The 23,099-nt window shown below is 49.4% G+C and carries 19 protein-coding genes; 7 read left to right on the forward strand and 12 right to left on the reverse strand.

Annotated elements, in window-relative coordinates; all coding sequences use genetic code 11:
- Positions 1 to 119 precede the first annotated feature (119 nt).
- Entirely contained in the window at positions 120 to 1,388 is a 1,269-nt protein-coding gene (locus ONT08_RS05520; RefSeq protein ID WP_264959431.1) for a M16 family metallopeptidase, read from the forward strand.
- Positions 1,389 to 2,350: 962 nt separating this feature from the next.
- Here the strand turns inward: ONT08_RS05520 and ONT08_RS05525 are convergent.
- From ONT08_RS05525 to dapB, 6 genes are all read right to left on the reverse strand, one after another.
- Entirely contained in the window at positions 2,351 to 4,996 is a 2,646-nt protein-coding gene (locus ONT08_RS05525) for a hypothetical protein (RefSeq protein WP_264959432.1), read from the reverse strand.
- Between the two features lie 268 nt (positions 4,997 to 5,264).
- Positions 5,265 to 6,857, reverse strand: coding sequence for a hypothetical protein (locus ONT08_RS05530; RefSeq protein WP_264959433.1), 1,593 nt, complete (start codon positions 6,855 to 6,857; stop codon positions 5,265 to 5,267).
- Positions 6,858 to 7,608: 751 nt separating this feature from the next.
- Positions 7,609 to 8,319, reverse strand: a complete 711-nt coding sequence (locus ONT08_RS05535; RefSeq protein WP_264959434.1) for a WbqC family protein — start codon at positions 8,317 to 8,319, stop codon at positions 7,609 to 7,611.
- 140 nt (positions 8,320 to 8,459) lie between these two features.
- On the reverse strand, positions 8,460 to 8,900 hold the full coding sequence (locus tag ONT08_RS05540) for a S26 family signal peptidase (protein WP_151200765.1): 441 nt from the start codon (positions 8,898 to 8,900) through the stop codon (positions 8,460 to 8,462).
- Between the two features lie 17 nt (positions 8,901 to 8,917).
- On the reverse strand, positions 8,918 to 10,366 hold the full coding sequence (gene lepB / locus ONT08_RS05545) for a signal peptidase I (RefSeq protein ID WP_264959435.1): 1,449 nt from the start codon (positions 10,364 to 10,366) through the stop codon (positions 8,918 to 8,920).
- A gap of 9 nt (positions 10,367 to 10,375) precedes the next feature.
- The gene (gene dapB / locus ONT08_RS05550) at positions 10,376 to 11,137 is read right to left on the reverse strand and encodes a 4-hydroxy-tetrahydrodipicolinate reductase (protein ID WP_006848940.1); all 762 of its coding nucleotides are present in this window, start codon (positions 11,135 to 11,137) and stop codon (positions 10,376 to 10,378) included.
- A 174-nt stretch (positions 11,138 to 11,311) separates the two neighbouring features.
- On the opposite strand from dapB, the gene ONT08_RS05555 reads away from it, so the two are divergent.
- From ONT08_RS05555 to dusB, 4 genes are all read left to right on the forward strand, one after another.
- Entirely contained in the window at positions 11,312 to 11,716 is a 405-nt protein-coding gene (locus ONT08_RS05555; RefSeq protein ID WP_264959436.1) for an acyl-CoA thioesterase, read from the forward strand.
- 266 nt (positions 11,717 to 11,982) lie between these two features.
- On the forward strand, positions 11,983 to 13,275 hold the full coding sequence (locus ONT08_RS05560; protein ID WP_264959437.1) for a DUF2851 family protein: 1,293 nt from the start codon (positions 11,983 to 11,985) through the stop codon (positions 13,273 to 13,275).
- 5 nt (positions 13,276 to 13,280) lie between these two features.
- Positions 13,281 to 14,411 carry a DNA-processing protein DprA gene (dprA, locus tag ONT08_RS05565; RefSeq protein ID WP_264959438.1) on the forward strand — a complete coding sequence of 377 codons (1,131 nt, stop codon included), beginning with the start codon at positions 13,281 to 13,283 and terminating at the stop codon, positions 14,409 to 14,411.
- Between the two features lie 195 nt (positions 14,412 to 14,606).
- Entirely contained in the window at positions 14,607 to 15,596 is a 990-nt protein-coding gene (gene dusB / locus ONT08_RS05570; protein WP_264959439.1) for a tRNA dihydrouridine synthase DusB, read from the forward strand.
- 93 nt (positions 15,597 to 15,689) lie between these two features.
- On the opposite strand, the gene ONT08_RS05575 is transcribed toward dusB, so the two are convergent.
- The 4 genes from ONT08_RS05575 to ruvB form a co-directional block, all read right to left on the reverse strand.
- Positions 15,690 to 15,857 (reverse strand): hypothetical protein, encoded by a 168-nt coding sequence (locus ONT08_RS05575; RefSeq protein ID WP_264959440.1) that lies wholly within the window; start codon positions 15,855 to 15,857, stop codon positions 15,690 to 15,692.
- Between the two features lie 62 nt (positions 15,858 to 15,919).
- Positions 15,920 to 16,354, reverse strand: coding sequence for an rRNA maturation RNase YbeY (ybeY, locus tag ONT08_RS05580; RefSeq protein WP_264959441.1), 435 nt, complete (start codon positions 16,352 to 16,354; stop codon positions 15,920 to 15,922).
- Positions 16,351 to 16,854 (reverse strand): pantetheine-phosphate adenylyltransferase, encoded by a 504-nt coding sequence (gene coaD, locus ONT08_RS05585; RefSeq protein WP_264959442.1) that lies wholly within the window; start codon positions 16,852 to 16,854, stop codon positions 16,351 to 16,353. Before coaD ends, ybeY begins: the two co-directional genes overlap by 4 nt.
- Before the next feature lie 22 nt (positions 16,855 to 16,876).
- Entirely contained in the window at positions 16,877 to 17,911 is a 1,035-nt protein-coding gene (gene ruvB / locus ONT08_RS05590; protein ID WP_117587145.1) for a Holliday junction branch migration DNA helicase RuvB, read from the reverse strand.
- Between the two features lie 21 nt (positions 17,912 to 17,932).
- Between ruvB and ONT08_RS05595 the strand changes: the two genes are divergently transcribed.
- A complete protein-coding gene (locus ONT08_RS05595) occupies positions 17,933 to 18,082 on the forward strand; it encodes a hypothetical protein (protein WP_264959443.1) in 150 nt (49 codons plus the stop codon).
- A 102-nt stretch (positions 18,083 to 18,184) separates the two neighbouring features.
- Entirely contained in the window at positions 18,185 to 19,156 is a 972-nt protein-coding gene (locus tag ONT08_RS05600; protein WP_006848929.1) for a bile acid:sodium symporter family protein, read from the forward strand.
- A gap of 205 nt (positions 19,157 to 19,361) precedes the next feature.
- On the opposite strand, the gene ONT08_RS05605 is transcribed toward ONT08_RS05600, so the two are convergent.
- Complete coding sequence (locus ONT08_RS05605) at positions 19,362 to 20,945, reverse strand: S41 family peptidase (RefSeq protein ID WP_254973608.1); 1,584 nt, start codon at positions 20,943 to 20,945, stop codon at positions 19,362 to 19,364.
- Between the two features lie 136 nt (positions 20,946 to 21,081).
- On the reverse strand, positions 21,082 to 23,094 hold the full coding sequence (locus ONT08_RS05610) for a DNA topoisomerase IV subunit B (RefSeq protein ID WP_264959444.1): 2,013 nt from the start codon (positions 23,092 to 23,094) through the stop codon (positions 21,082 to 21,084).
- Between the last annotated feature and the right edge of the window lie 5 nt (positions 23,095 to 23,099).

The following is a 23,099-nucleotide window of genomic DNA, read 5'->3' on the forward strand; positions in this document are numbered from 1 at the left end:
TGTTTTTGTTGTCTATATTTTATTTTTGGTGGCAAAGATAAGTCTTTTTGGCGATAATGCAAAATAAATGACTATTTTTTTGGATAAATTACATTTTCAGTGTAACTTTGCACCTTGAAATGAAATACAATACTTATACACTCGATAATGGCCTCCGCATCATCCACCTGCCTTCAGACAGCAAGGTGGTGTATTGCGGTTACCAGATTAACGCCGGCACCCGAAACGAGGAGCCGGGCGAAGAAGGACTTGCCCACTTCTGCGAGCACGTTACTTTCAAGGGCACAGAGCGCCGCAAGGCGTGGCACATTCTCAACTGTCTGGAGAGCGTGGGAGGCGACCTGAATGCCTACACCAACAAGGAGGGCACAGTTTATTACTCCGCCATCCTCAAAGAGCACATCGCAAGAGCCGTAGATCTGCTCACCGACATCGTTTTCCATTCGGTTTATCCGCAAGCGGAAATCGACAAGGAGGTAGAGGTAATCTGCGATGAGATAGAGAGTTACAACGATTCTCCTGCCGAACTGATTTATGATGAATTCGAAAATATCATCTTCAAGGGTTCGCCGCTGGGCCACAATATTCTGGGCACAGCTGAGCAGGTTCGCTCGTTCAAGACAGAAGATGCGCTGCGCTTTACAAGAAAACTTTACCGGCCGGATAATGCGATATTCTTCGCTTACGGAGACATTGACTTCAAGAAGCTGCTAAGACTCTTGAAGAAGAGCTTTTTAAGTGAAGAACGAAGAGTGAAGAGTGAAAAATTCAATAGTCCAGAGGCGCAAACCCAATTCAATATTCAACACTCAACATTCAACACTCAACACTCCTTCGAGGGGCAGACGATTGTGATGCAGAAGAATACGCATCAGGCTCATGTGATGATTGGAACCTGCGCCTACGATGTGAACGACAGCCGCAGAATGCCGCTCTATCTGCTCAACAATATGCTGGGCGGACCGGGAATGAACGCCAAGCTGAACCTAGCCCTGCGCGAGCACAACGGACTGGTTTACACCGTAGAGAGCACGATGGTGGCTTATGGCGATACGGGCATTTGGAGCATTTATTTCGGCTGCGATGAGCACGACGTGAAGCGCTGCCTCAGACTGGTTCGCAAGGAACTGGATAAGTTCATGCAGAAACCGCTGAGCGAGGCGCAGCTCAAGGCCGCCAAGAAGCAGATTAAGGGACAGGTAGGCGTGGCTTGCGACAACCGCGAGAACTTTGCCCTCGACTTCGGCAAGAGCTTCCTTCACTATGGCTGGGAGAAGAATGTAGACCGACTCTACGAGCAGGTGGATGAGATTACTGCCGAACAGATACAGGCCGTGGCTCAAGAATTGTTTGATAAAGACAGGCTCACCACGCTGATTTTCAGATAATGTTGATTTTCAGACAAATAGCTCAAGCAATAAGAAAATAAAGAAGGCAACAACTTGGGGCGTCATGCGACTTCCCTCGTTGTTGCCTTCGTAATTTAATGAATTAAAAACTGCTTTTTTCTTAAAAACAACTAACAATTAACCTAAAAACTTAAACCTAAAAACCTAAAATGAAAATCTATAAAACCTAAAACGAATTCTTAACAATCTATATATGAAATCCCCAATCAGAATTTATCACGAAAACTCTCAGGGGACAGTATGAATTTCAAATGAAAAGGAGTTTTTACTCTCCTCTCTGATTTCGGAAGCCCTTTTGGCTCCCTACTGTTTTTTACTCAGCTGTGCATTGCTGCCAGCCATTTTTAATCTCGGCTCTTTTGGAGCCCTTCGCATGGCTAATCTCCGATTAAGCCAACTTGTTGCTAATAGCACCAACTTCAGCTACACATGCAACAACTACTGCGAAAATCATTCCTAATACTAACATAATCTTTTCCTTTCTTAAATTTGTTATCTTAAATATACAATCTTGTAGTTTTACCTAACAAAATCTTAACTCTCTTTATTTCTTACCTCCCGGAGGAGGATTTCTATGCTCTCTTAGCTTCGTAGCTTATTTACCGCAGTTCATTCCGAGGTTCATACCTGCGCAAGCAACTACTGCGAATGCTACTACTGCTACTGTCATTATCCCGAACATTACCATAATCTTTTATCCTTTTTTCTTTTTCTGGTGCAAAGGTACAACTTTTTGTGTGCGCACACAAACATTTTAGGAGAAAAGTTTCAAAAAGCCCTTTTTTCTTGATTAAGGTCAAGGACATTTACATTCTCATTACAAAATCAGGCACGGATTACACGGATTACACGGATGTTCTACAAGATTATAAATACGCTTCTGACATAAGAGACTTAAAATCCGTGTAATCCGTGCCTAATCTATACTCCCCAAGTCACCGCTACGCAGCCACTCCTGGCGTTCCGTAGTGCCCGTACTTGGCGATGAAACGGGCGGTCTTGGTGAAGGTGCCGTCCTCGTTCTTCATGATGAAGCCACGCTTCTTCCAGTTGCACAGCAGGATGGCAAGCTTCGTCTTGGTGCCATGAACCTGACAGATGTTCTGAATCTCAGTCTTGTCAAAGGTGTCATGAACATAGAGAAGAAGATTGCTCACACCGGGAGTATGACACACAGAGCGGCTGTCTGCATCTATCGCCTCCTGCATCTGATTGCCGAAGAAACGCATCTTGCACCACAGATCATACTTCACGCTCCATACGATGAAATCCTCTATCGCCTTCTCCCACTTCTCGCCATTCGCCAGATAAAGCACCATCGCGCGGCGGAAACCATTCGCCAGACCACGCTTGGCAAACTCGGCGTAAGGCTTGTTGTAAGCCAGCTGAGCCATCTCCATAATCTCATTCTCCAGGCGCTCGATAAGCTGGCGAGCCTTACGGCACTCCTTGAAACCGCTGGCTGCGTTCAGCTGCTGGATGTAAGGAGAAAGCTGCGACTTGAACTGCGCATCATAACTGCCCACCTCCGGACGCGGAGCGAAATCGGGACGGATGATGGTGGCGAGCGACAGGCGGCTCACGGCTCCATCAGCCACCTCACGAACCGAGAAGAACTTCTGCGTAACGGCAATGGTGCTTGAAGCATTCCAGTTGAAACGGGTCTTTACGCGGGCTGTAACGCTCTTGGTTCCTACTCGCTCCTGGCCGTCCTCTGAATTGTCCCAGCAGAGGCGAATCAGCTGGCTAGGGTCGTTAAACTTCCTGAGCATGTCTACCTCGTCCATCTTGCAGTAGAGATAAGCATCGCCAGCCTTCTGCACATCGTCGAGACGCTGGATGTAGGCAGCGCGGGTAAGGTCGGGCGAAACGATGCGGATGCAGATGTCTTCCGGGCGCACAGGCTTCTTCTTGTTGTCGCCCATGGTGTTCACCTCGTCTTTCCAGTCCTGCTCCTTCTGGCGGTTCACCTTATCCATCTGAACCAGGTCTTCGATGATGCAGTCGATGGGTCCGTTGACGAGCGATTTGCCTGACGACATGGCTGCAATGAGCAGATTCATCATCGCCGCCTCGTGCACCTGATTATCCGTGTAGCGGAAGGTTACGCCCTTAAGATGAGCGGCAAGCGCAGGGAAGACCGCCATTGCCACAGCCGCCTTGAAATCGGCAGGCACCTTGCTGGTGAGCAGCTTGATGAGCTTAGGCAGCTTGGCTGGCAACTGAGGAGGAACATCGGCATAGATTCCCGCCTTCTCGGTGGCCTGCTTGGCAAGATGATTCTTGCGGGCTGTCTCTACAGCCTGCTTTACCAAATCCGGAATCGCGGTAGATTGCGCCACCTTGCAGGCATTCTCTACGGTGGCGAACGCCTTCGCCTCGTCTTCGCCAAAGGTTTCTATTACCTGCTTGATCCAAGCCGCCTCACTATTACAGATGTATCTCAGCAGGCAGGCTTCACGATAGATGAAGTTGTTGCGGTTGCCGTGGACAGGAGCGCCGCCCATCAGCTCTACCAGCGCCTTCACAATCTCCTCGTAAGGAACGCCGTCGTAAGTCTGCTCATACTGCACGGCATTGGCAGCCCGTCTCGCCTTCTCCTCCTCGCTCTCGATGGGTTCGAAATCTACGGTTGGAGCAGAAGATGCATTCTGAAATGCCTGGTTCTGAGAAGAAGCATTCTGAGAGGCTGAGCTCTGAGATGCTCCTGACCGGGCTGAATCTACATCCAGCGGACGTCCGTCAATATCCAGTCCTCTCTTGCGGTAAGCCTCACGATATTCAGCCACGGCTTCCTTATCCAGGCGCTTGTACCAGTCGTCGGCAGTATAAATCTGACTTGCCGCATCGGTGATGAAGATGATGCGCTCCGGGGTTACGCAGCTAGGGTCTTCGGTGGCGTGGATGAGTTTGCAGAAGGCGCTCTGAGCCTCAGCGATGGTCATTCCTACCGGGATGCGGATGTCGATGTGGGCCTTGTTGCGGGCTGAGCGCTCGATGTGGAGCACCTTTCCCTTCCAGAGTTCAATGTCTTCGGCTGAGAAGATTTTCTCTCTGAAGAGCTTCTCTGTAGGCTCATCAAAAATTCCGTTCAGCAGAAGGGCGTTCTTCACCGCTGGCTCAACCTCCTCAGGATTGTCAATGTCTACGGTTGTCTGGAAGGTGAAGGCCTCTGGGTCGATGAATTTCTGGGCGCGATGGTCTTCGAGGAAGTGGAAGTAGTGAGGTGAGCGGAAAGGCAGCTGCTTCTTGAGGTCAGAAACCTTCCGGTCTAGCTGCTGGTAGGTTTCGCCTGCCTTCATCTCCTCCTGCTTCTTGATGATGGCGAAGGCGAGCGCATCCTCGTTCTCAAACTGCGCAGCATTTACTGCATCAGCCACCTGCTGCATCATCTGGTTCTGCTGGGCGGTGAGGTCACGAATCTGACCAACGAGCTGTGCGAGCCAAGGCTGCTTGGTAAGCTCGGTGTAGTAATCGAGGAGATGGGATGAAATCTGTCCCATGTTCGCTCTGCGGTTAGGGTTCATTGCGATGAGACGGCTGCTGAGCTGCTTGCATTCATCAAAGGTTAATGATTTTTGTGTCATAAATCTATATTTTTTTAGTTGTAAAAGACAGGCTCTTTTTGCAGAAACCTGCCGCCTTCCATTCTGAAAAGCGATGCAAAGATAAGGAAAAAGAAAGTAACTCCATTATTATACCTCTGCCGGTAAAAGCTGTATAAAAATATCGGGTAAGAGGGATAAAGTTTTTAGATTCAGGTATAAAGAGAGGTATAAAACAAGGGAGAAGAAAAGAAACAGGCTACAAGAAAAAAGCGTTGGCAACAGATTACAAATCCGCTGCCAACGCCCATTATTCTTTTAGCCAATCATCTAACATAATCCCCTTCTTAAAAGCTTCTTCTCCCAGGATTTTCATAAAAATATCAACAATCTCACAATAACGGTTGAATTTTGCCTCTTGTGTATTAATCAATTCTTCCTGCTCCAGATCTTTCCATTTCAAAGCTTCATGGTTGGAAAAGGGAGCGATTCCTGCTTGCCTCAAATCATCCCTACCGCAGAGACGAGCTTTCGGACCGGATATTTTTTTGCCTTCAAATAGCTCTTCCAAGAATGTACAGAACGATTGAGGAGAATTGGGTGGGAGTAATTCCCAATCGCCCATCAGGCGGAAAATAGGATACCAATAGGCCTGTTTTGAAAGAAACACGCCATAATATCCCCTCTTCTGATAAACAGCAATCTTCAAGACTGCCTTTTTCACTAGTGCCATGAGTTCCTTCTTATGCTCTCCAATCGCAGGTTTCTTCCCCACAGTCTTCATCGCTATCAGCGACTCCTCATCGCCGTGCTTGCCCCACTGCTTCACATCGTTCACCCTGCCGTTCATAATCATCAGTACGATGCCCGAGAGCAGCTGGAGCATCTTCTTTCTAGGCACACGCTTATAGAACACCTGACGGAGGAAATCTACCGGGTCGGCCTTAAATGTTGGGTAGAGATTGTGGGGGAAGGCGTGCAGCTGCTGTTCTATGGCGTCCAGCTGGTCTTTATAATCGTAGGTGCCCGTCTGCTTCTTCTTGATGGCATTCGGGGCTTCTACGAAGAAAGAATAGGCCGCACGCTCGCGGTAAGCCGAACTGGTGATGAATCCCATCTCGGTAAGCAGAACGGCCCGGAGGCGCTGCAGTTCCTCATCGTCTATCTGCTCCAGCTTATGAAGGATGCGGTTTCTGGCCTGCGTCATTTCTCGGGAATAATCGCTGCGCTGGATTTCGAGGAAACTGCTGAGCCGCTCTCTAGCCTCAGAAAGGCAATCAGAAAGTTCCTCGCGCAGCATCGTCTCAGTTTCTTTATCAAGAGAACGGTTCTCTGACTCAGAAGAGGTTTTATCGGATGCAGAAGAGGAGTTATCGGATGCAGAAGAGCTCTTATCCGAAGCGCCTTCAGAGAGCGTATTCCTGAGGCGGATGATGCTGTTGATGACGCCTTCGAGCATCATGGTGCAGTCACTGAAGCGGGTAAGCTGTTCGATGGGCAACACAGGACCGGAGTATTGCCAGTCATCATAAATCTTATCGTCATATATTTCGCGGCGCGCCTGCTCCATCTCCTCATCAGAAACATCAGAGAGCACCCTCACCATGAGCTGCAATCCAGCCTTATCGCCCTCATTCTTGCTGTTGCAGCCTATGCACCGGGTGCGCAGGTTCCGCTCCTTGCGGGCGATGATGAGGGCGCGTACGTCCTCGCCTTCCAGGGCTGAAACATAGCCTATGAGCTGCTGTTTGTCATAAGCTTTCACCGCCAGCATGTCGAAGGTGTTGGCGTCATCGGGCACGAGGCAGATGGTTCTTCCCTCTGCTTCTTTAGCATACTCTACCTCATGGCCTTTCACGTCATTATGGGTGAGTCCTACGATATGGAATGTGAGATTCTTCATTTTATGTTGTTATTATTGTTTTTACGTTTGTTTGCAGTCAGGTTACAAAAGTAAGGTTTTTCGGTGAAACCACCAAGCATTCTTGTTTAAATTTCCTAAAAGAGGGGACGGAGAAGAGGGTGTTTTAAACTTCGGTTAGTTTATAGATGATAGTTTATAGCAATCTTGCGAACGGCTACGCCCTATCAACTGTTAACTATAAACTATTAACTTGTTGTTGGGGGGTTAACAGGGTTAACAGTTAACAGCCGTTTTTTGCATGGTCCCCCTCGCGTACCTTATTATATAATAATATATATATACTTATTTTTATATAAGTGTGTAGATGGAAGTATGCATTTTTGGGGTGTTAACTGTTAACCTGTTAACCTTTTGCTCTCAGAGCGCCCCCTTTCATCTGAAATGCGCTCTCTCCCGATGCTTGTTAAAGATGGCTGGCTGAGCCTTGGCAGAAAAAAGTTCAAACGCCCTGATACAGCCCGTTTTACGGGCTTATATGATGACTAGAGAGAGGCATAAATGATGGCTGGCGAGAGGCATAAATGATGGCAGAAAGAGGGCATAAATGATGCCTCACGAGGGGATGGATCATGCATCGCGAGGGAAGAAATGTTGCGTCGCGACGGAACGGGGAATGCATCGCGATGCAGAAAAAAGGGCTTTTTAGAGCGGAAAACTATGAGTTGCGGGGCAGAAAGCTATGAGTAAGTTTTGTTAACGGGAGGGGAAACAACAAGGCGATACTCTTCTCTTATAGGAAGAATATCGCCTCGTTGCCTTCATTAAAAAGGAGGTCAAGGATGCTCATATTGGGCTGAAAACCGTATTTCTGCCCGTAAACCTGGTAATAGCGCTTCGACTCGAATTCGGGGTCAGGAAGAGGTTTCTTGGGGCGAATCGCATCGCGGAAATCAACTATCTGAGTGTTGAATGTTGAATGTTGAATGTTGAATTGGGCTTGCGCCTTTGGACTATTGAATTCTTCACTCTTCACTCTTCGTTCTTCACTTTCTTCGCTCTTCACTCTTCGTTCTTCACTTAAAACGTATTCGTCAGTGACGCTTATCTTCGGGCGGATGTCGAGGAGCTCTATCATCTTCTCGGTAGTCTCCATATTGAAATCGAAGAGGAACTCGTATTTCTTCTCGTAGAAGGGGCGGATGTCGTCCTGATAATACTCGAAGAAAGGGCTCTCGCCGTAGGCGGAGAGGAGCGCATTCCAGTGGACGTGGCGCCAGTTGGCGTGGTCGGAGATGCGGATGTCCTTCATCGACAGGGAGATGTCGTGATTGGTGGGGATGGTGAGCGAGAGGGAGCCGTTGGTGGTAGGGATGATTATACGGTTACGATAGGTTTGCTTGATAAAGCTCTCGTGGCGCTCTATCAGGCATTCATCGTAGCGGTTCAGCTTCTGGTACCACTGGATGGGGCCGAAATATGTGGAAGAAAGAAGGGCTTTCAATTTCTGCTTTGTTATGAAGGGTTAATGATGAAGAGGGGGACGAGCGATGGAATCGCTCGGAACGGGGACAGACGGGGGACAAGCTTCCGGCGGGGCTCTAAGCAGCGGCGAGGGCGCGAGAGAGCGAGGAGCGAGGGGAGCTAGAACAGCTTATGGGCTTTGCCTATCATCTGGTGCTTGTGGACGAGCTGCTGGCCGGTTGGCGTCTTCAAGAGATAGAAGCGGCAATCCTTGCAGCCGCAGCGCTTGCAGCAGATGGTTGGAATGACGAACTGCACGGTGTCGATGCGCAGCGTATCGCCCGGAAGCTTCTCTATCCTGCCTATGAAATGAGACTCGAAGATGCGCTTGCGGCGCTGGTTCTTGGGCTGGTAAACCACCGTATCGGTGAAAACAACCACATCGCCACGCCCGAAATTTTCGCAGTCAATCCTGTTCACTATCACCCGGTTGCCTGCCTTCAGCTGGGGCGGAAGCCCACCCTGAGGCACCGAGAAGATAGTGAAGACATAGGTGCGCACTGCCCAAGCCAGGAGCAGCGACAACACCAATGCTATTAGGAATTTGACGGCAGTCTTCAATTCTTATTTCTTTTTTCTTACTTAATATTGTCTACAAAAGTGAAGAGGCGGTTCCAACGAATGCCTGAGAAGCCCGGATGATCAGGGCTGTGGCTCCACCAGATGAAGATAGGCTTGCCCACGATGTGGTCCTCAGGCACGAAACCCCAGTAGCGGCTGTCGGCTGAGTTGTGGCGGTTGTCGCCCATCATCCAGTAGTAGTCGAGCTTGAAGGTGTAGCTCTTCGCCTGCTTGCCGTTGATGAAGATGCGGCCAGCGTTGTCTACCTTCAGGTCGTTGCGCTCGTAAACCTTGATGCAGCGCTCGTATACAGGCAGATTCTTCAGCGTAAGAGCGATGCTCTCGCCCTTCTTCGGAATCCATACCGGACCGTAATTATCTCTTGTCCAGCCGGTATAGGCGTTGAGCGGATAAAGGTCGCCATAGGTTGCATCCGTATTGATAGAGATGCTCTCTACGAGGTTTCTGTTCGCCTTCAGCGCCATATAAGCCTTCTTGGTGAGCGGAATCACGCCACTCTGATTATACATCAGCAGGTCTTCGTTGGTGATTCCCAGTTCATCGGCAAGGTCGATTGGGAACTCGCCCTTGAGCTTCATCTTATAAGTATACTGCACGTTATCAGGCTCCTTGTTTGCCTTTCCGTTCAGATAAACGATGCGGTTCTTGATCTGCAGGGTCTGACCAGGCAAGCCCACGCAGCGCTTTACATAGTTCTCGCGGCGGTCGGTAGGACGGCTGATGATGTCGCCATATTCGCCCGGCATACTGCTGATGTAGTTGCGGCCTGTAGCATAAACCTGCTCAAAATAATGGCGCTGCTGCAATGGGTTCATCGCGCGCACATCCTTTTCCTGTCCGTTCTGCTGCATCAGCTGGTCGCCGATGCTGTAAACCATCTGGTAGTAATCATTCGCCTGATAGCGCTCCTCATTGACGAGCGTATCGCCTGCAGGATAGTTGAACACCACGATGTCGTTGAGCTTCACGTTGCCCAATCCCTTCACGCGGCGGTAATCCCAGTGAGGCCACTCTATGTAGCTCTTCACGTTGACCAGCGGCATGGTGTGCTGGGTGAGCGGCATGGTGAGCGGAGTTTCAGGAATGCGAGGGCCGTAGCTTACCTTGCTCACGAAGAGATAATCGCCCGTAAGGAGACTCTTTTCGAGAGAGGAAGACGGAATGACGTAGTTCTGGAAGAAGAAGAGGTTGATGAAATAAACCGCTACGAGAGCGAACACCAGCGCATCTACCCAGCTCATGATGAAGCGCACAGGGCCTTCTTCATCCTTCCACCACTGCCAGTGAATCTTCTTGGTGATGTAAACATCGAAGATGAACGGAACCACGATGAGTCCCAACCAGCTTTCTACCCAAACCAGAAAGAGAAGATAGAGGGCGAGAACCACTGCGAACTTCGCCCACTGTACCTTCATATTGAGTTTTTGTTTCTCTTTATCTATCATAACTTCTGCTTAGAACTTAAACAAATCTGATGTGGTGAGCAAGCCGGAATGGTTGGCTGTAAACTCAGCTGCGAGAACGGCTCCCAGGGCAAAGCCCTTGCGAGAATGGGCGCTGTGCTCGATGGTAATCATATCAGCATCGCTGTCGTACATCACGGCGTGGATTCCCGGAACCTCGCCATCGCGTACGCAGTTGATGACCAAATCCTCATCGGTGATGTTTGCATCGCCCTCATCGTGATGGCCATCCTCAGTCCAGTAAGTAACGCCACGCTTCCAATCCTTCTTTCTATCGATATTGTCGATGATTTCCTCGGCAAGCGTGATGGCTGTACCTGATGGCGCATCGAGCTTATGCACGTGGTGGGTTTCCTGCATGCATACTGAGTACTGTGGGAATCCGTTCATGATTTTAGCCAGATAGCGGTTTACGGCAGAGAAGATAGCTACACCGATGCTGAAGTTAGAGGCCCAGAAGAGGGTCTGCTTACCGTCGGCGCAGAGTTTCTCCACGTCTTCCTTATGGTCTTTCATCCAACCTGTAGAACCAGAAACCACCTTCACGTTGTGTGAGAAAGCCTTCAGATAGTTGCCGTAGGCGGCAGTAGGGTTGGTAAACTCAATGGCTACATCGGCAGAGCAGAACTCCGGGCTATCGATGTCTTGAGGGTTATTCACGTCAATCTTACAAACGATTTCGTGGCCACGCTGCAGGGCGATCTCCTCGATCATGTGTCCCATCTTTCCGTAGCCGATCAAAGCAATTTTCATCTTTATCTATTTTTGTTTTTGTTCTTATTTCTAAACCTTTCGGCAAAAATACACATTTTTCTTCGAAAAACCTTGAAAAATCCTTGTTATTATAATAATAAATAGAAAATTTTGGTTATTTTTGCAGTGATTTAAGGCTTTTAGCCTCATTTAGTAACTAAAAAAGAGAAAATTATGAGCAGATATATATTTGAGACGAAGATGGAAGTAAGAGATTATGAGTGCGATATTGAGGGCATCGTGAACAATGCCAACTATCTGCACTACATAGAACATACCCGCCATCTCTTTCTGAAGGAATGCGGCCTCAGCTTTGCCGAAATGCACAACAAGGGCGTGGATGCTGTGGTGGCGAGAATGAACCTGCAATATAAGGTTCCGCTGCAATGCGATGATGAATTCTTCTCGCGTCTGTGGCTGGAGAAGCAGGGCGTAAGATATGTTTTCCATCAGGACATCTTCCGTGCCAAGGACGAGAAACTCTGCCTCAAGGCAACCGTAGAACTCGTTTGCCTCATCAACGGAAAGTTGGGCAACAGCGAGGACTACGACAAGGCATTCGAGAAGTTTTTTAAGTGAAGAGTGAAGAACGAAGAGTGAAGAATTCAATTGTCTTGCAGCAATGGAGTTCACCCTGCATTCTATCCCTCTCGGAACAGCTGGAGTTAACAGGTTAACAGTTAACAGTTGATTTTTCAATACCCCTTCCGCACACGAGCGAAAAAACTTGCACCATCAAAGGACAAGCATCAAGCTTGCGATTCCTGCAAAAGGACAAGCATCAGAACTTGCGATCCGAAAGAGGCAATCCTATAAATCCATAAACCCTATAAAGCCGAAACAACATGGAGCAACTTCTTCATTATGTGTGGAAGCACAAGCTCTTCCCACTCTCTCCACTCACCACTACCTGGCACCAGGCTGTGGAAGTTATTGACCCCGGACTACACAACCGCAATGCAGGGCCCGATTTCTTCAATGCCAAAATCAAACTCAACGGTACCCTATGGGTGGGAAACGTGGAGATTCACGACAAGGCAAGCGACTGGTATGTGCACGGACATGATAAGGATGAACGCTACGACAACGTTATCCTGCACGTTTGCGGAACCATCGATGTAGAAGCCAAGAACTCGAAAGGCGAGCCCCTCGTGCAGTTGCAGCTCGACATCCCCGAAAACGTATCGAAGCATTATCAGGAGCTGCTGAGCATCGACCAGTATCCTCCCTGCTACCAGATTATCCCATCGCTCACCCGCCTCACCGTGCACAGTTGGATGAGCGCCCTGCAAACCGAGCGCTTATCGCAGAAAACCGATGCAATAGAGGCGCGCGTAAAGCAATGTAACGGCGATTGGGAAAACGCTTACTTCGTGACCCTGGCGCGCAACTACGGGTTCGGAATCAACGGCGACGCCTTCGAGCAGTGGGCTTACCATCTGCCGCTGAGAGCCGTAGACCATCATCGCGACGACCTCTTTCAGATAGAAGCCATCTTTCTGGGGCAAGCCGGACTGCTGGAACTGAACACTATTCCCGAAAGATATCAGAAAGACGCGCTGAACGACGGGTATTTCTCCCGGTTGAGGAACGAATATCTCTATCTCTCGCATAAATTCTCGCTGCAGCCGATGGATTACAGGCAGTGGCGCTTCCTGCGCCTGCGCCCGCAGAACTTCCCTCACATCCGCATCTCGCAGTTAGCCAATCTTTATTATAACCGCCGTGCGGGGCTGAGCCAGCTGCTCGAGGCAAGCACGGTGAAGGAGGCGAAGCAGGTGCTCTCAACCAGCGTTACGGAGTATTGGGAAACCCATTATACCTTCGGCAGCACGAGCATCCGTAACGAGAAGCATCTCTCCCCTTTCTCGCTCAATCTGCTCATCATCAACACCGTGGTTCCCATCCTCTTTGCCTATGGAAGGCACCGGGGCGAGGAGAAATACTGCGACCGCGCCTTCGACTTCCTGGAGGAACTGAAGGCTGAGAATAACCACATAGTAAGGATGTGGAAGGAATGCGGACTGCCGGTGGAGAACGCCGGGGATAGCCAGGCGCTCATACAGCTGAAGAAGGAATACTGCGACAGGAAGGAATGCCTGAGGTGCAGGATAGGTTACGAATACTTGAAAAGATAAAGATTATGGCTGATCAACAGGAAATACTGAACACCATCCTCCTGACAAGGCTCAATTACTTCAGCCTGGCAGGAATGCTGGAGCTATACAGAAAGGTAGGCTCCGCTACGCTCATCTTGGAGCATAAGAACAACCTCAGAGACATCCTCCCCGATGCCTCGGATAAACTCGTGAGCGCTATCCAGAACTGCGAAGAAGCCCGAAAACGCGCTGAGGAAGAACTGGAGTACGACATACGCTACGGAATAGAACCCATTCCGATGAACGACGACCGCTATCCGCAACGCCTCAAGGATTGCGATGACGCACCCCTCATCCTCTTCTATAAAGGCAACGCCAACCTCAACCAGCAGCGCGTCATCAACATCGTAGGAACCCGCCACTGCACACCTTACGGCGAAGACCTCATCCGCCGCTTCATCACCGACCTGAAGCAGCTCTCACCCAACGTGCTCATCATGAGCGGACTTGCCTACGGAGTGGATATCGTGGCTCATCGCCAGGCACTCGCCTGCGGCTACGAAACCATAGGCGTACTGGCTCACGGTCTGGATGACCTCTATCCCCGTCAGCACCGGGAAACGGCGGCAAGAATGATAGAACAGGGCGGACTGCTCACCGAATTCCTTACCCGTACAAACGCTGATAAGATAAACTTCGTGCGCCGCAACCGCATCGTAGCGGGAATGTCGGATGCCTGCATTCTGATAGAGAGCGCAGCTCATGGCGGCGGACTCATCACCTGCGACATTTCGCAATCCTACGGTAGGGACGTCTTCACCTTCCCGGGCAGGATAGGCGACCACTACAGCGAGGGCTGCAACAACCTGATAAGGAATAATGGTGCCACGCTCATCACCAGTGCCGAGGACTTTGTGAAGGACATGCGCTGGCAGGATGACGCCACCCTGATGCGAGCCAAGCAGCAAGGCATCGAGCGCAGCCTCTTCCCGGAATTATCGCCCGAGGAGCAACTCGTCGTAGAAGTCCTCTCCAAGACCAACGACCTGCAAGTGAATCTCATCTCCGTAAAGACGAATATCGACATTTCTCGCCTCACTTCCCTCCTCTTCACATTGGAGATGAAGGGAGTCATCAAGACCTTTGCAGGGGGAATGTATCATCTTTTGAAGTGAAGAGTGAAGAGTGAAAAGTGAAGAATTCAAGTGCGAAATTGCGCTTATTCCACTCTTTCTTCTTTTATTTCAAAAAATTGATGTAATTTTGCAGCCGCAAAAATGATAACAATAAAGAACACAGAGTACAATATATCCACAAAGCTATTGGATTCTTCACTCTTCGTTCTTCACTCTTCACTTAACTCATGACTCATGAAAATAGGAAATATAGAATTTGGGCCTCAGCCCCTCTTCCTCGCTCCGATGGAAGACGTAACGGATATTGGCTTTCGCATGCTCTGCAAGCGATTCGGAGCTGCCATGGTTTATACTGAGTTCGTATCGGCGGAAGCCTTGGTGAGAAGCATCAAGAGCACCGTCAGCAAGCTTACGATAAGCGATGAAGAGCGCCCTGTGGGCATTCAGATTTACGGCAGAACCACCGAGGACATGGTGGAAGCTGCCAAGATCGTGGAACAGGCGAAGCCGGATGTGATTGATATTAACTTCGGTTGCCCGGTGAAGAAGGTTGCCGGAAAGGGTGCAGGAGCCGGAATGCTCCGAAATATCCCATTGATGCTGGATATTACAAGAGAAGTGGTGAAGGCGGTAAACGTGCCCGTAACCGTGAAAACCCGACTGGGTTGGGATTGCGAGAACCTCATCATCACCGACCTTGCCGAGCAGCTGCAGGATTGCGGAATCCAGGCGCTCACCATCCACGGCAGAACCCGTAGCCAGATGTACACCGGAGAAGCCGACTGGAGCCTTATAGGAGAGGTGAAGAATAATCCCCGCATCCATATTCCTATCATCGGCAACGGCGATATTACGACCCCGGAAGAAGCCAAACTTGCCTTCGAAAGATACGGCGTAGATGCGGTGATGATTGGCCGCGCTACCTTCGGAAGGCCATGGATTTTCAAGGAAATGCGTGATTATCTGGATAATACGGGTGCAGCCCCATTAACCGTGGATGAGAAGATTGACCTCCTGGAGGAGCAGCTGCGCATCAACGTAGAGCGCATCGATGAGTACAGAGGCATTCTCCACACCCGTCGCCACCTAGCCGCCTCCCCTATCTTCAAAGGCATTCCCGACTTCCGCCAGACGAGAATCGCCATGCTGAGAGCCACTACCGTGGAGGAACTGACTGGGATTCTGAAAGAATGTAGGGAGAGAATCAAAAGTTTAGAAAGTTGATAAGCCAATATACTGACAAAGGGAGAATCCAACAATACATGCTGGGTTCTCCCTTTATCATTAAACTTTTTAGAAACATTGTAGCCTCCTTTCTTATCTCATTCCTGCTTTCTCCAAGATACTATGAGCCATTACACAATAAGGGTGATTATCGATGTTTTGGAATCCCTTAAAGTTGCGCTCGGCTTCTTCTGCTTGGCGAAGAAAGACTTCTGCCTCCTTGCCTTCCAATGTAGGAATCGCCTTAATTGCTGTTGCCATAATTATGTCTCCTATCTTTATAATGTTAACAGGTTAACAGTTAACAGCTGTTTTTCATTACCTTACTTCTTCAATATCGAAGCACCTTCGAGCAGGGCGAGTGCCTTGTTCTCATTATCTTCCATGATTTCTCGCTCTCCCGGTCCCTTGTCGTTGATGCCGCAGAGGTGCAGGATGCCATGGATGATGACACGGTGAAGCTCATCATCGTAGGTCTTACCAAACTGCTCGGCATTGGTGCGCACAGTATCGAGCGAAATCACGATGTCGCCGTTAATCACATCATCCTCATCGTAATCGAAGGTGATGACATCGGTATAGTAATCATGACCCAGATACTCGTTGTTCACTTCGAGAATCTTCTCGTCATCTACAAACATATAGCCAATCTCACCCACCTTGCGGCCATGAGAGGCAGCTACCTTACGAATCCAGGCACTCGTATCACGCTTCTTGATCTTTGGCATTTTCACGCCATCTACATTGTATGTTATCATACGCTTCTTCCTCCTATTTTTATTTTTGGTAAAAATTCATCTACATCTCTTCCGAAAAATCTCAATTCCCTGACCAGCGTTGAGCTGATGCTGCTGTATCTTGGGTCAGAAAACAGCAAGATGGTTTCTACGCCGCCCAACTGCTTATTGATGTCAGCCTGCTCTCGCTCGTATTCGAAATCCTTGGCAGAGCGGACGCCACGCACCAGGAACTTGGCTCCCATACGGTGCGCCAAATCGATGGTAAGGTCATCGTAAGAAACCACCTCCAGGCGATAACCCTTAGATGCATCCTCCGCATCTACCAGTTCCGAACATTCCTTCGGGAAAACAGCCTTGATATCCTCCACACGCTTCGAGATTTCCTCGCTGGCGTGCTTCAGTTTGCTCACCGCCACTGCAATCACGAGTTTGTCGAACATCGGCAAGGCACGCTCAGCAATGTTCTGGTGTCCTATCGTAAATGGGTCGAATGTACCCGTAAATATTCCTATCTTCATGTTTTTCTTCACTCTTCGTTCTTCACTCAAACAAGTCTCCCTGCATAATATTGCTTGTATACGGATTTCTGCCGAGATGCTCGTAGGCAAGCGGCGTTGCCATTCTGCCTCGCGGCGTGCGCTTGATGAAACCCTCCATGATGAGGAACGGCTCGTAAACCTCCTCTACGGTGCCGCCATCCTCGCCTATTGCCGTGGCAATGGTGCTTACGCCTACCGGACCGCCACGGAACTTGTCGATGATGGTGGTGAGAATCTTATTATCAATCTCATCCAAGCCATACTGGTCGATATTCAGCGCCTTGAGCGCCATCTGGGCAATATCGTAAGTGATGGTTCCGTTGCCCTTTACCTGGGCAAAATCACGCACTCTCCTGAGCAGAGAGTTGGCGATACGAGGGGTTCCGCGCGAACGGCGGGAGATTTCCACTGCCGCCTCATCCTCTATCGGCACCTTCAGGAGCATCGCACTTCGCTTGATAATCTTCTGAAGCGTAGCTGGGTCGTAATATTCGAGATGCAGATTGATTCCGAAACGGGCACGGAGAGGAGCTGTAAGCAGACCGCTTCTCGTTGTCGCTCCCACGAGGGTAAACGGATTCAGATCTATCTGGATGCTTCGAGCCGAAGGACCCTTGTCTATCATGATGTCGATGCGGTAATCCTCCATCGCCGAATAGAGATACTCCTCTACCACAGGCGAAAGTCGGTGGATTTCATCGATAAAGAGCACATCGTTGGGCTCCAGCGAGGTAAGGATTCCCGCTAGATCGCCCGGCTTATCAAGCACAGGACCCGATGTAATCTTGAATCCTACGCCCAGTTCATTGGCGATGATGTTGCTCAGCGTGGTCTTACCCAATCCCGGCGGACCGTGGAGGAGCGTATGGTCGAGTGGTTCGCCACGATATTTGGCAGCCTCAACAAAGACCTCGAGATTTTCTACCACGCCATTCTGTCCGCTGAAATCAGAAAACTTCAGCGGGCGCAGCGCCTTCTCGAATTCCTTTTCGGCAGGCGAAACCATTTCTTGTCTTATATCAAAATCTTCGTTCATTCTATGACTATTATCGATAATATGGGTGCAAAGTTACACATTTGTTGCGGAATTAAAGAAGAAAAGCCGAATTATTTTGCCCATGATTTTGCACAATCCCAAAAGATTCGTGCAGATTTGCAAGCGCTAACCTATAAAAATGTTATAATTTATCATTTTATTGCAGAATAATTTGTTTATCCGAAAGAAAAGACGTACTTTTGCACTCAATATTGAAAGAGAGGAAAGAAATAAATAAGAGAGAAATATCAGGATTTTAAAAGAAATAGAATTATGCTAAAGTTATTTCAAGGGCTCAGCAAGCTGCTGGCCAATTACACATCTATCTTCGTGATAGGTGTTGCAGTGTTCACATTCTTCTTCCCACATACCTTTGACTGGGTGCGCGGAACTACTCAAACCGTCATTCTCGGCATCATCATGCTCACCATGGGTCTGACCTTGACCACCAACGACTTCAAGATTCTGGCTCAGCGCCCGCTGGATGTCTTCATCGGAGCCTGTGCCCAGTTTATCATCATGCCTGGCGTGGCTTACACCCTGGTTCATGTGTGGCATCTTGACCCAGCCCTGGCACTCGGAATCCTGCTGGTAGGTTGCTGTCCGGGCGGCGTTTCGAGCAACATCATGAGTTATCTGTGTCATGGCGACGTAGCTTTCTCCGTAGGAATGACCTGCGCCTCAACCATTCTTGCACCGGTGATGACTCCGCTGCTGATGAAGATTACGGCAGGCGAGATTATCCATGTAGATGCTGTGGGAATGTTCATCAACATCCTCATCGTAACGATTATTCCTGTGGCCATCGGCTGCGCCCTCAACTATATTTACGGCAAGAAAGACTGCTTCCCTACCATCCAGAGTCTGATGCCGGGCATCAGCGTTACGTGTCTGGCAATCATCGTAGGCGGTGTGATTTCTACGGTTCATGATGACCTCGTAGCCCGCGGCTTATCGCTTTTCCTCTGGACTTTCGCCGTGGTTTTCTGCCACAACACGCTGGGCTATCTTCTCGGTTGGCTTGCCGGCAAATGTGCCGGATTCAATACTGCCAAGAAGCGTACCATCAGTATTGAGGTAGGAATGCAGAACGCCGGTCTTGCTACGGTACTGGCTGGCAATTTCTTCGCAGCCCAGCCTCTCGCCGTATTGCCTTGCGCCATCAGCTGCGCCTGGCACAGTATTTCCGGTACCATCCTTGCCGGAATCTATCTGAAATGGGACCATCTGCATGAGAAGAAGTAAATGACTTCTGAAAAAGATAAAAAAAGGTCGTGAGATTTCTGATTGAACCTCACGACCTTTTCTTATATCATTACCTCACGGGGTTAACAGGTTAACAGTTAACAGCCGTTTTTTCTATGGTTACATGAGCAAAGCACTTGAATTGGCTTTCCCTTCGGACGCCGAACGTTGTTTCTTCACTCTTCGTTCTTCACTCTTCCTTAATCTACTTCCCTGTAGTCAGCAGCTGCACGGCGCGCTGAACAATCTCATTGGTCTCGTTCCAAACCTGGAAGTATTGGCTCATATCCCAGATATCTCGCGCTACAAGGGCTTTCAGCTGCAGGGCGAGGTATTTCTTCGTCTGAATTAATTCAGCCTCATCCTTTGGCTCTATCTTATCCTTCTTTCCCTCGGCGATAATACCATCTATCAGCGAAGAAGGAACCTCGTAGGTGGCGAGGAACTTATCGAAATCCTTATACTGGCTCTTCAGTTCCTTACGATGCGCATCGATGAACTTCAGACTGTGGTTGATGACGATACTCTTGGCTGCCAACTGACGGTGCATCTTGGTGTACTTGGTTGTATCCAGCGGCACGAAATAATCTGGCATGATTCCACCACCACCATAAACTACACGATGCTTGCGCAAGGTGTAATACTTCAGACTGTCTGAAAGATGGATGCTGTCCTGATTGGTGAACTCGCCATGCTTGTAACGTTTGTCCAGATCCATCGCATAATCCAACCTGTCACCTTTCTTATATGGCTTCTGGATGCATCTGCCGCTAGGCGTATAGTAATGGGCGATGGTGAGACGAATCTCGCTGCCATCATCGAAGGTCAGCGGACGCTGCACCAATCCCTTGCCGAAGGTTCTGCGACCAACCACTACGCCACGGTCCTGATCCTGGATGGCTCCGGAAACAATCTCGGCGGCAGAAGCGGTAAACTCATTGGTGAGCACCACCACCTTGCCATTGCGCCATCTGCCGTTAGCCTGCGCCTTGTATTCCTGGCGAGGCGCTGCACGACCACTGGTATAAACGATGAGATCGCCCTTCTGCAGGAACTCGTTGGCAATCTGAGCCGCAGCCTGAAGATAGCCTCCGCCATTATCCTCAAGGTCAAAGATAAGGTCCTTCATTCCCTTCTTTTTCAGCGAATCCATCGCTATTGTTACCTCTTTATGACTGGTAAGACCGAAGCTTCCCAATCGGATGTATCCGATGCCCGGACGAATCATATAAGCCGCATCCATCGTAGTTACCGGAATCTTATCGCGCTTTACCTTAAAGATGAGCTTATCCTTGATGCCACGGCGCACGATGGTAAGGTTCACCGTGGTTCCCTTAGGACCACGAAGGCGCTTCATGATTTCCTCCTTGCTCATCTTGACGCCCGAAATGGCAGTATCGTTTACAGCCACAATGCGGTCGCCGGCAATGATTCCCACCTTCTCGGAAGGCCCGTTCGTAACCGGTTGGATAACGAGCAGCGTATCATCTACCATGTTAAACTGCACGCCAATGCCATCAAAACTGCCGTTCAGCGGCTCGTTCATCGCCTTGGTTTCCTTGGCTGTGGCGTAAGAAGAATGAGGGTCGAGCTTTTCGAGCATGCCTCGGATGGCGTCCTCTACGAGCTTATTCTCATCCACACTATCCACATAGAGGTTGGTAATGGCGATTTCAGCCCTTCCCAACTTCTCTATCGGGCTGTTCTTGCCCATCTTGATACGCAACTGGGCACTGGCAGAAGTTACTGCCAGGAATGCTACCAGTGCTATGAATAGATATTTCTTCATTTCTTAAAACTTAAAGTTTATGAAAGAGAGAAATCCTTCAAGAGTTAACAGGTTAACAGTTAACAGCGCTTTTTTCAATGGTTACCCCCGAAAGCACTTGAATTCTTCACTCTTCGTTCTTCACTCTTCACTTCATTTAATCCAGCGGCTCAGAGTCCTCCTCCGGAATATCCTCTTCTATCACCAGATTTTCGATGATGAAGTTCTGGCGCTCCATCGTATTCTTACCCATATAATATTCCAGCAGTTTCTGCACCTGATCGGTTTTATGCAGCGTAACCTGCTCCAACCGCATGTCGGGACCGATGAAATGGGCGAATTCATCAGGCGAAATCTCTCCCAATCCTTTGAATCGGGTGATTTCAGGGTCAGGACCCAAATCGCGAATCGCCTGCTGGCGCTCCTCATCGCTGTAACAGTAATGCGTGATGAAATCGCTCTTTTTCTCCTTGCTTCCCAGTTTCGCATCCGCATCAGCCACCGCCTGCTTGTTCTTGATCTTGGTTCGCTTGTTGCGCACTCGGAACAATGGGGTCTGAAGCACGTAGACATGGCCCTTCTTGATGAGATCTGGGAAGAACTGAAGGAAGAAGGTGATGATGAGCAGGCGGATGTGCATTCCGTCGACATCCGCATCGGTTGCCACAATCACCTTGTTGTAACGCAAAGAATCCAAGCCATCCTCTATGTCGAGAGCCGCCTGAAGCAGATTGAATTCCTCATTCTCATAAACCACCTTCTTGGTAAGACCGAAGCTGTTGAGCGGTTTACCACGAAGAGAGAACACCGCCTGGGTATTCACATCGCGGCTCTTGGTGATGCTTCCGCTGGCAGAATCGCCCTCGGTGATGAAGATGGAACTCTCCTCCTTGCGCTCGTTCTTGGCGTCGCTGAAATGGATGCGGCAGTCGCGGAGCTTGCGGTTGTGGAGATTCGCCTTCTTGGCACGTTCACGGGCGAGTTTGGTAACGCCCGCCATCGCTTTGCGCTCGCGTTCGCTCTCCTTAATCTTATTCTCCAGAACCTCAGCTACATCCTTGTGGATATGGAGATAGTTGTCTACTTCCTTCTTCAGGAAATCGCCTACATACTTATTAATGGTTTCGCCACCATTCGGAGTCATCGTGGTGCTGCCGAGCTTAATCTTGGTCTGACTCTCGAAGACCGGTTCTTCTACGTTGATGGCAATGGCAGCCACCAGTCCGTTTCGGATGTCAGCATACTCATACTTGCCGTAGAACTCCTTGATAGTCTTGGCAATATGCTCCTTGAAGGCACTCTGATGCGTACCTCCCTGGGTGGTGTGCTGACCGTTGACGAAGGAATAATACTCCTCGCCATACTGGTTGGTATGGGTGAAGGCAATCTCGATATCCTCGCCCTTCATGTGGACGATGTCGTAGAGGCCTTCATTGGTCATATTATCGCTCAGCAAATCCTGCAGACCATGGCGGCTCAAGATGCGGCGGCCATTGTGCATGATGGTGAGTCCGGTGTTCAGATAAGTATAGTTGCGGAGCATCGTTTCCACGAAATCATCGTGGAAGGAATAGTTCTTGAAGAGTGTATTATCCGGCTCGAAGAAGATAAAGGTACCGTTCTCGTCCTCAGTATCTTCCGTCGTGTCGCTCTTCAGAATACCTTTCTCGAACTTCAGATGGCGCACCTTACCGTCGCGGTACGACTTTACCTCGAAGTGGGAACTGAGGGCATTGACCGCCTTCACACCCACACCATTCAGACCAACGCTCTTCTTGAACGCCTTGCTGTCGTATTTACCGCCGGTATTCAGCACACTTACAGCCTCAACGAGCTTGCCCTGAGGAATACCACGGCCATAGTCGCGCACGCTGACACGCAGATTGTCCTCGATATCGATTTCCAGACGGGCACCTGCGCCCATCTTGAATTCATCGATAGAGTTGTCTACCACCTCCTTCAAGAGCACATAAATACCATCTTCCGGCAGATTTCCATCTCCCAGACGGCCGATGTACATACCCGGACGGGTGCGTACATGCTCCATATCGCTCAAGTGGCGGATGTTATCGTCGGTATATTCTACCGGCGGCTGCTGCTCCTGAGGGGCATTGGTAAGCTCATCAGCGGCATTCAATTCGCTGTTACCTAAGTTTTTATCTTCAGACATGATTT

Origin of the sequence: Segatella copri (assembly GCF_026015465.1) — a bacterium.
Taxonomy (GTDB): domain Bacteria; phylum Bacteroidota; class Bacteroidia; order Bacteroidales; family Bacteroidaceae; genus Prevotella; species Prevotella copri_E.

Coding starts and splice junctions, on each gene's coding strand:
- ONT08_RS05595 (WP_264959443.1), top strand. CDS start 17,933: ATGGGTGCAAAGTTACACATTTGTTGCGGAATTAAAGAAGAAAAGCCG.
- ONT08_RS05605 (WP_254973608.1), bottom strand. CDS start 20,945: ATGAAGAAATATCTATTCATAGCACTGGTAGCATTCCTGGCAGTAACT.
- ONT08_RS05520 (WP_264959431.1), top strand. CDS start 120: ATGAAATACAATACTTATACACTCGATAATGGCCTCCGCATCATCCAC.
- ybeY (WP_264959441.1), bottom strand. CDS start 16,354: ATGATAACATACAATGTAGATGGCGTGAAAATGCCAAAGATCAAGAAG.
- ONT08_RS05600 (WP_006848929.1), top strand. CDS start 18,185: ATGCTAAAGTTATTTCAAGGGCTCAGCAAGCTGCTGGCCAATTACACA.
- ONT08_RS05555 (WP_264959436.1), top strand. CDS start 11,312: ATGAGCAGATATATATTTGAGACGAAGATGGAAGTAAGAGATTATGAG.
- dusB (WP_264959439.1), top strand. CDS start 14,607: ATGAAAATAGGAAATATAGAATTTGGGCCTCAGCCCCTCTTCCTCGCT.
- dapB (WP_006848940.1), bottom strand. CDS start 11,137: ATGAAAATTGCTTTGATCGGCTACGGAAAGATGGGACACATGATCGAG.
- ONT08_RS05610 (WP_264959444.1), bottom strand. CDS start 23,094: ATGTCTGAAGATAAAAACTTAGGTAACAGCGAATTGAATGCCGCTGAT.
- ONT08_RS05560 (WP_264959437.1), top strand. CDS start 11,983: ATGGAGCAACTTCTTCATTATGTGTGGAAGCACAAGCTCTTCCCACTC.
- coaD (WP_264959442.1), bottom strand. CDS start 16,854: ATGAAGATAGGAATATTTACGGGTACATTCGACCCATTTACGATAGGA.
- dprA (WP_264959438.1), top strand. CDS start 13,281: ATGGCTGATCAACAGGAAATACTGAACACCATCCTCCTGACAAGGCTC.
- lepB (WP_264959435.1), bottom strand. CDS start 10,366: ATGATAGATAAAGAGAAACAAAAACTCAATATGAAGGTACAGTGGGCG.
- ruvB (WP_117587145.1), bottom strand. CDS start 17,911: ATGAACGAAGATTTTGATATAAGACAAGAAATGGTTTCGCCTGCCGAA.
- ONT08_RS05575 (WP_264959440.1), bottom strand. CDS start 15,857: ATGGCAACAGCAATTAAGGCGATTCCTACATTGGAAGGCAAGGAGGCA.
- ONT08_RS05525 (WP_264959432.1), bottom strand. CDS start 4,996: ATGACACAAAAATCATTAACCTTTGATGAATGCAAGCAGCTCAGCAGC.
- ONT08_RS05530 (WP_264959433.1), bottom strand. CDS start 6,857: ATGAAGAATCTCACATTCCATATCGTAGGACTCACCCATAATGACGTG.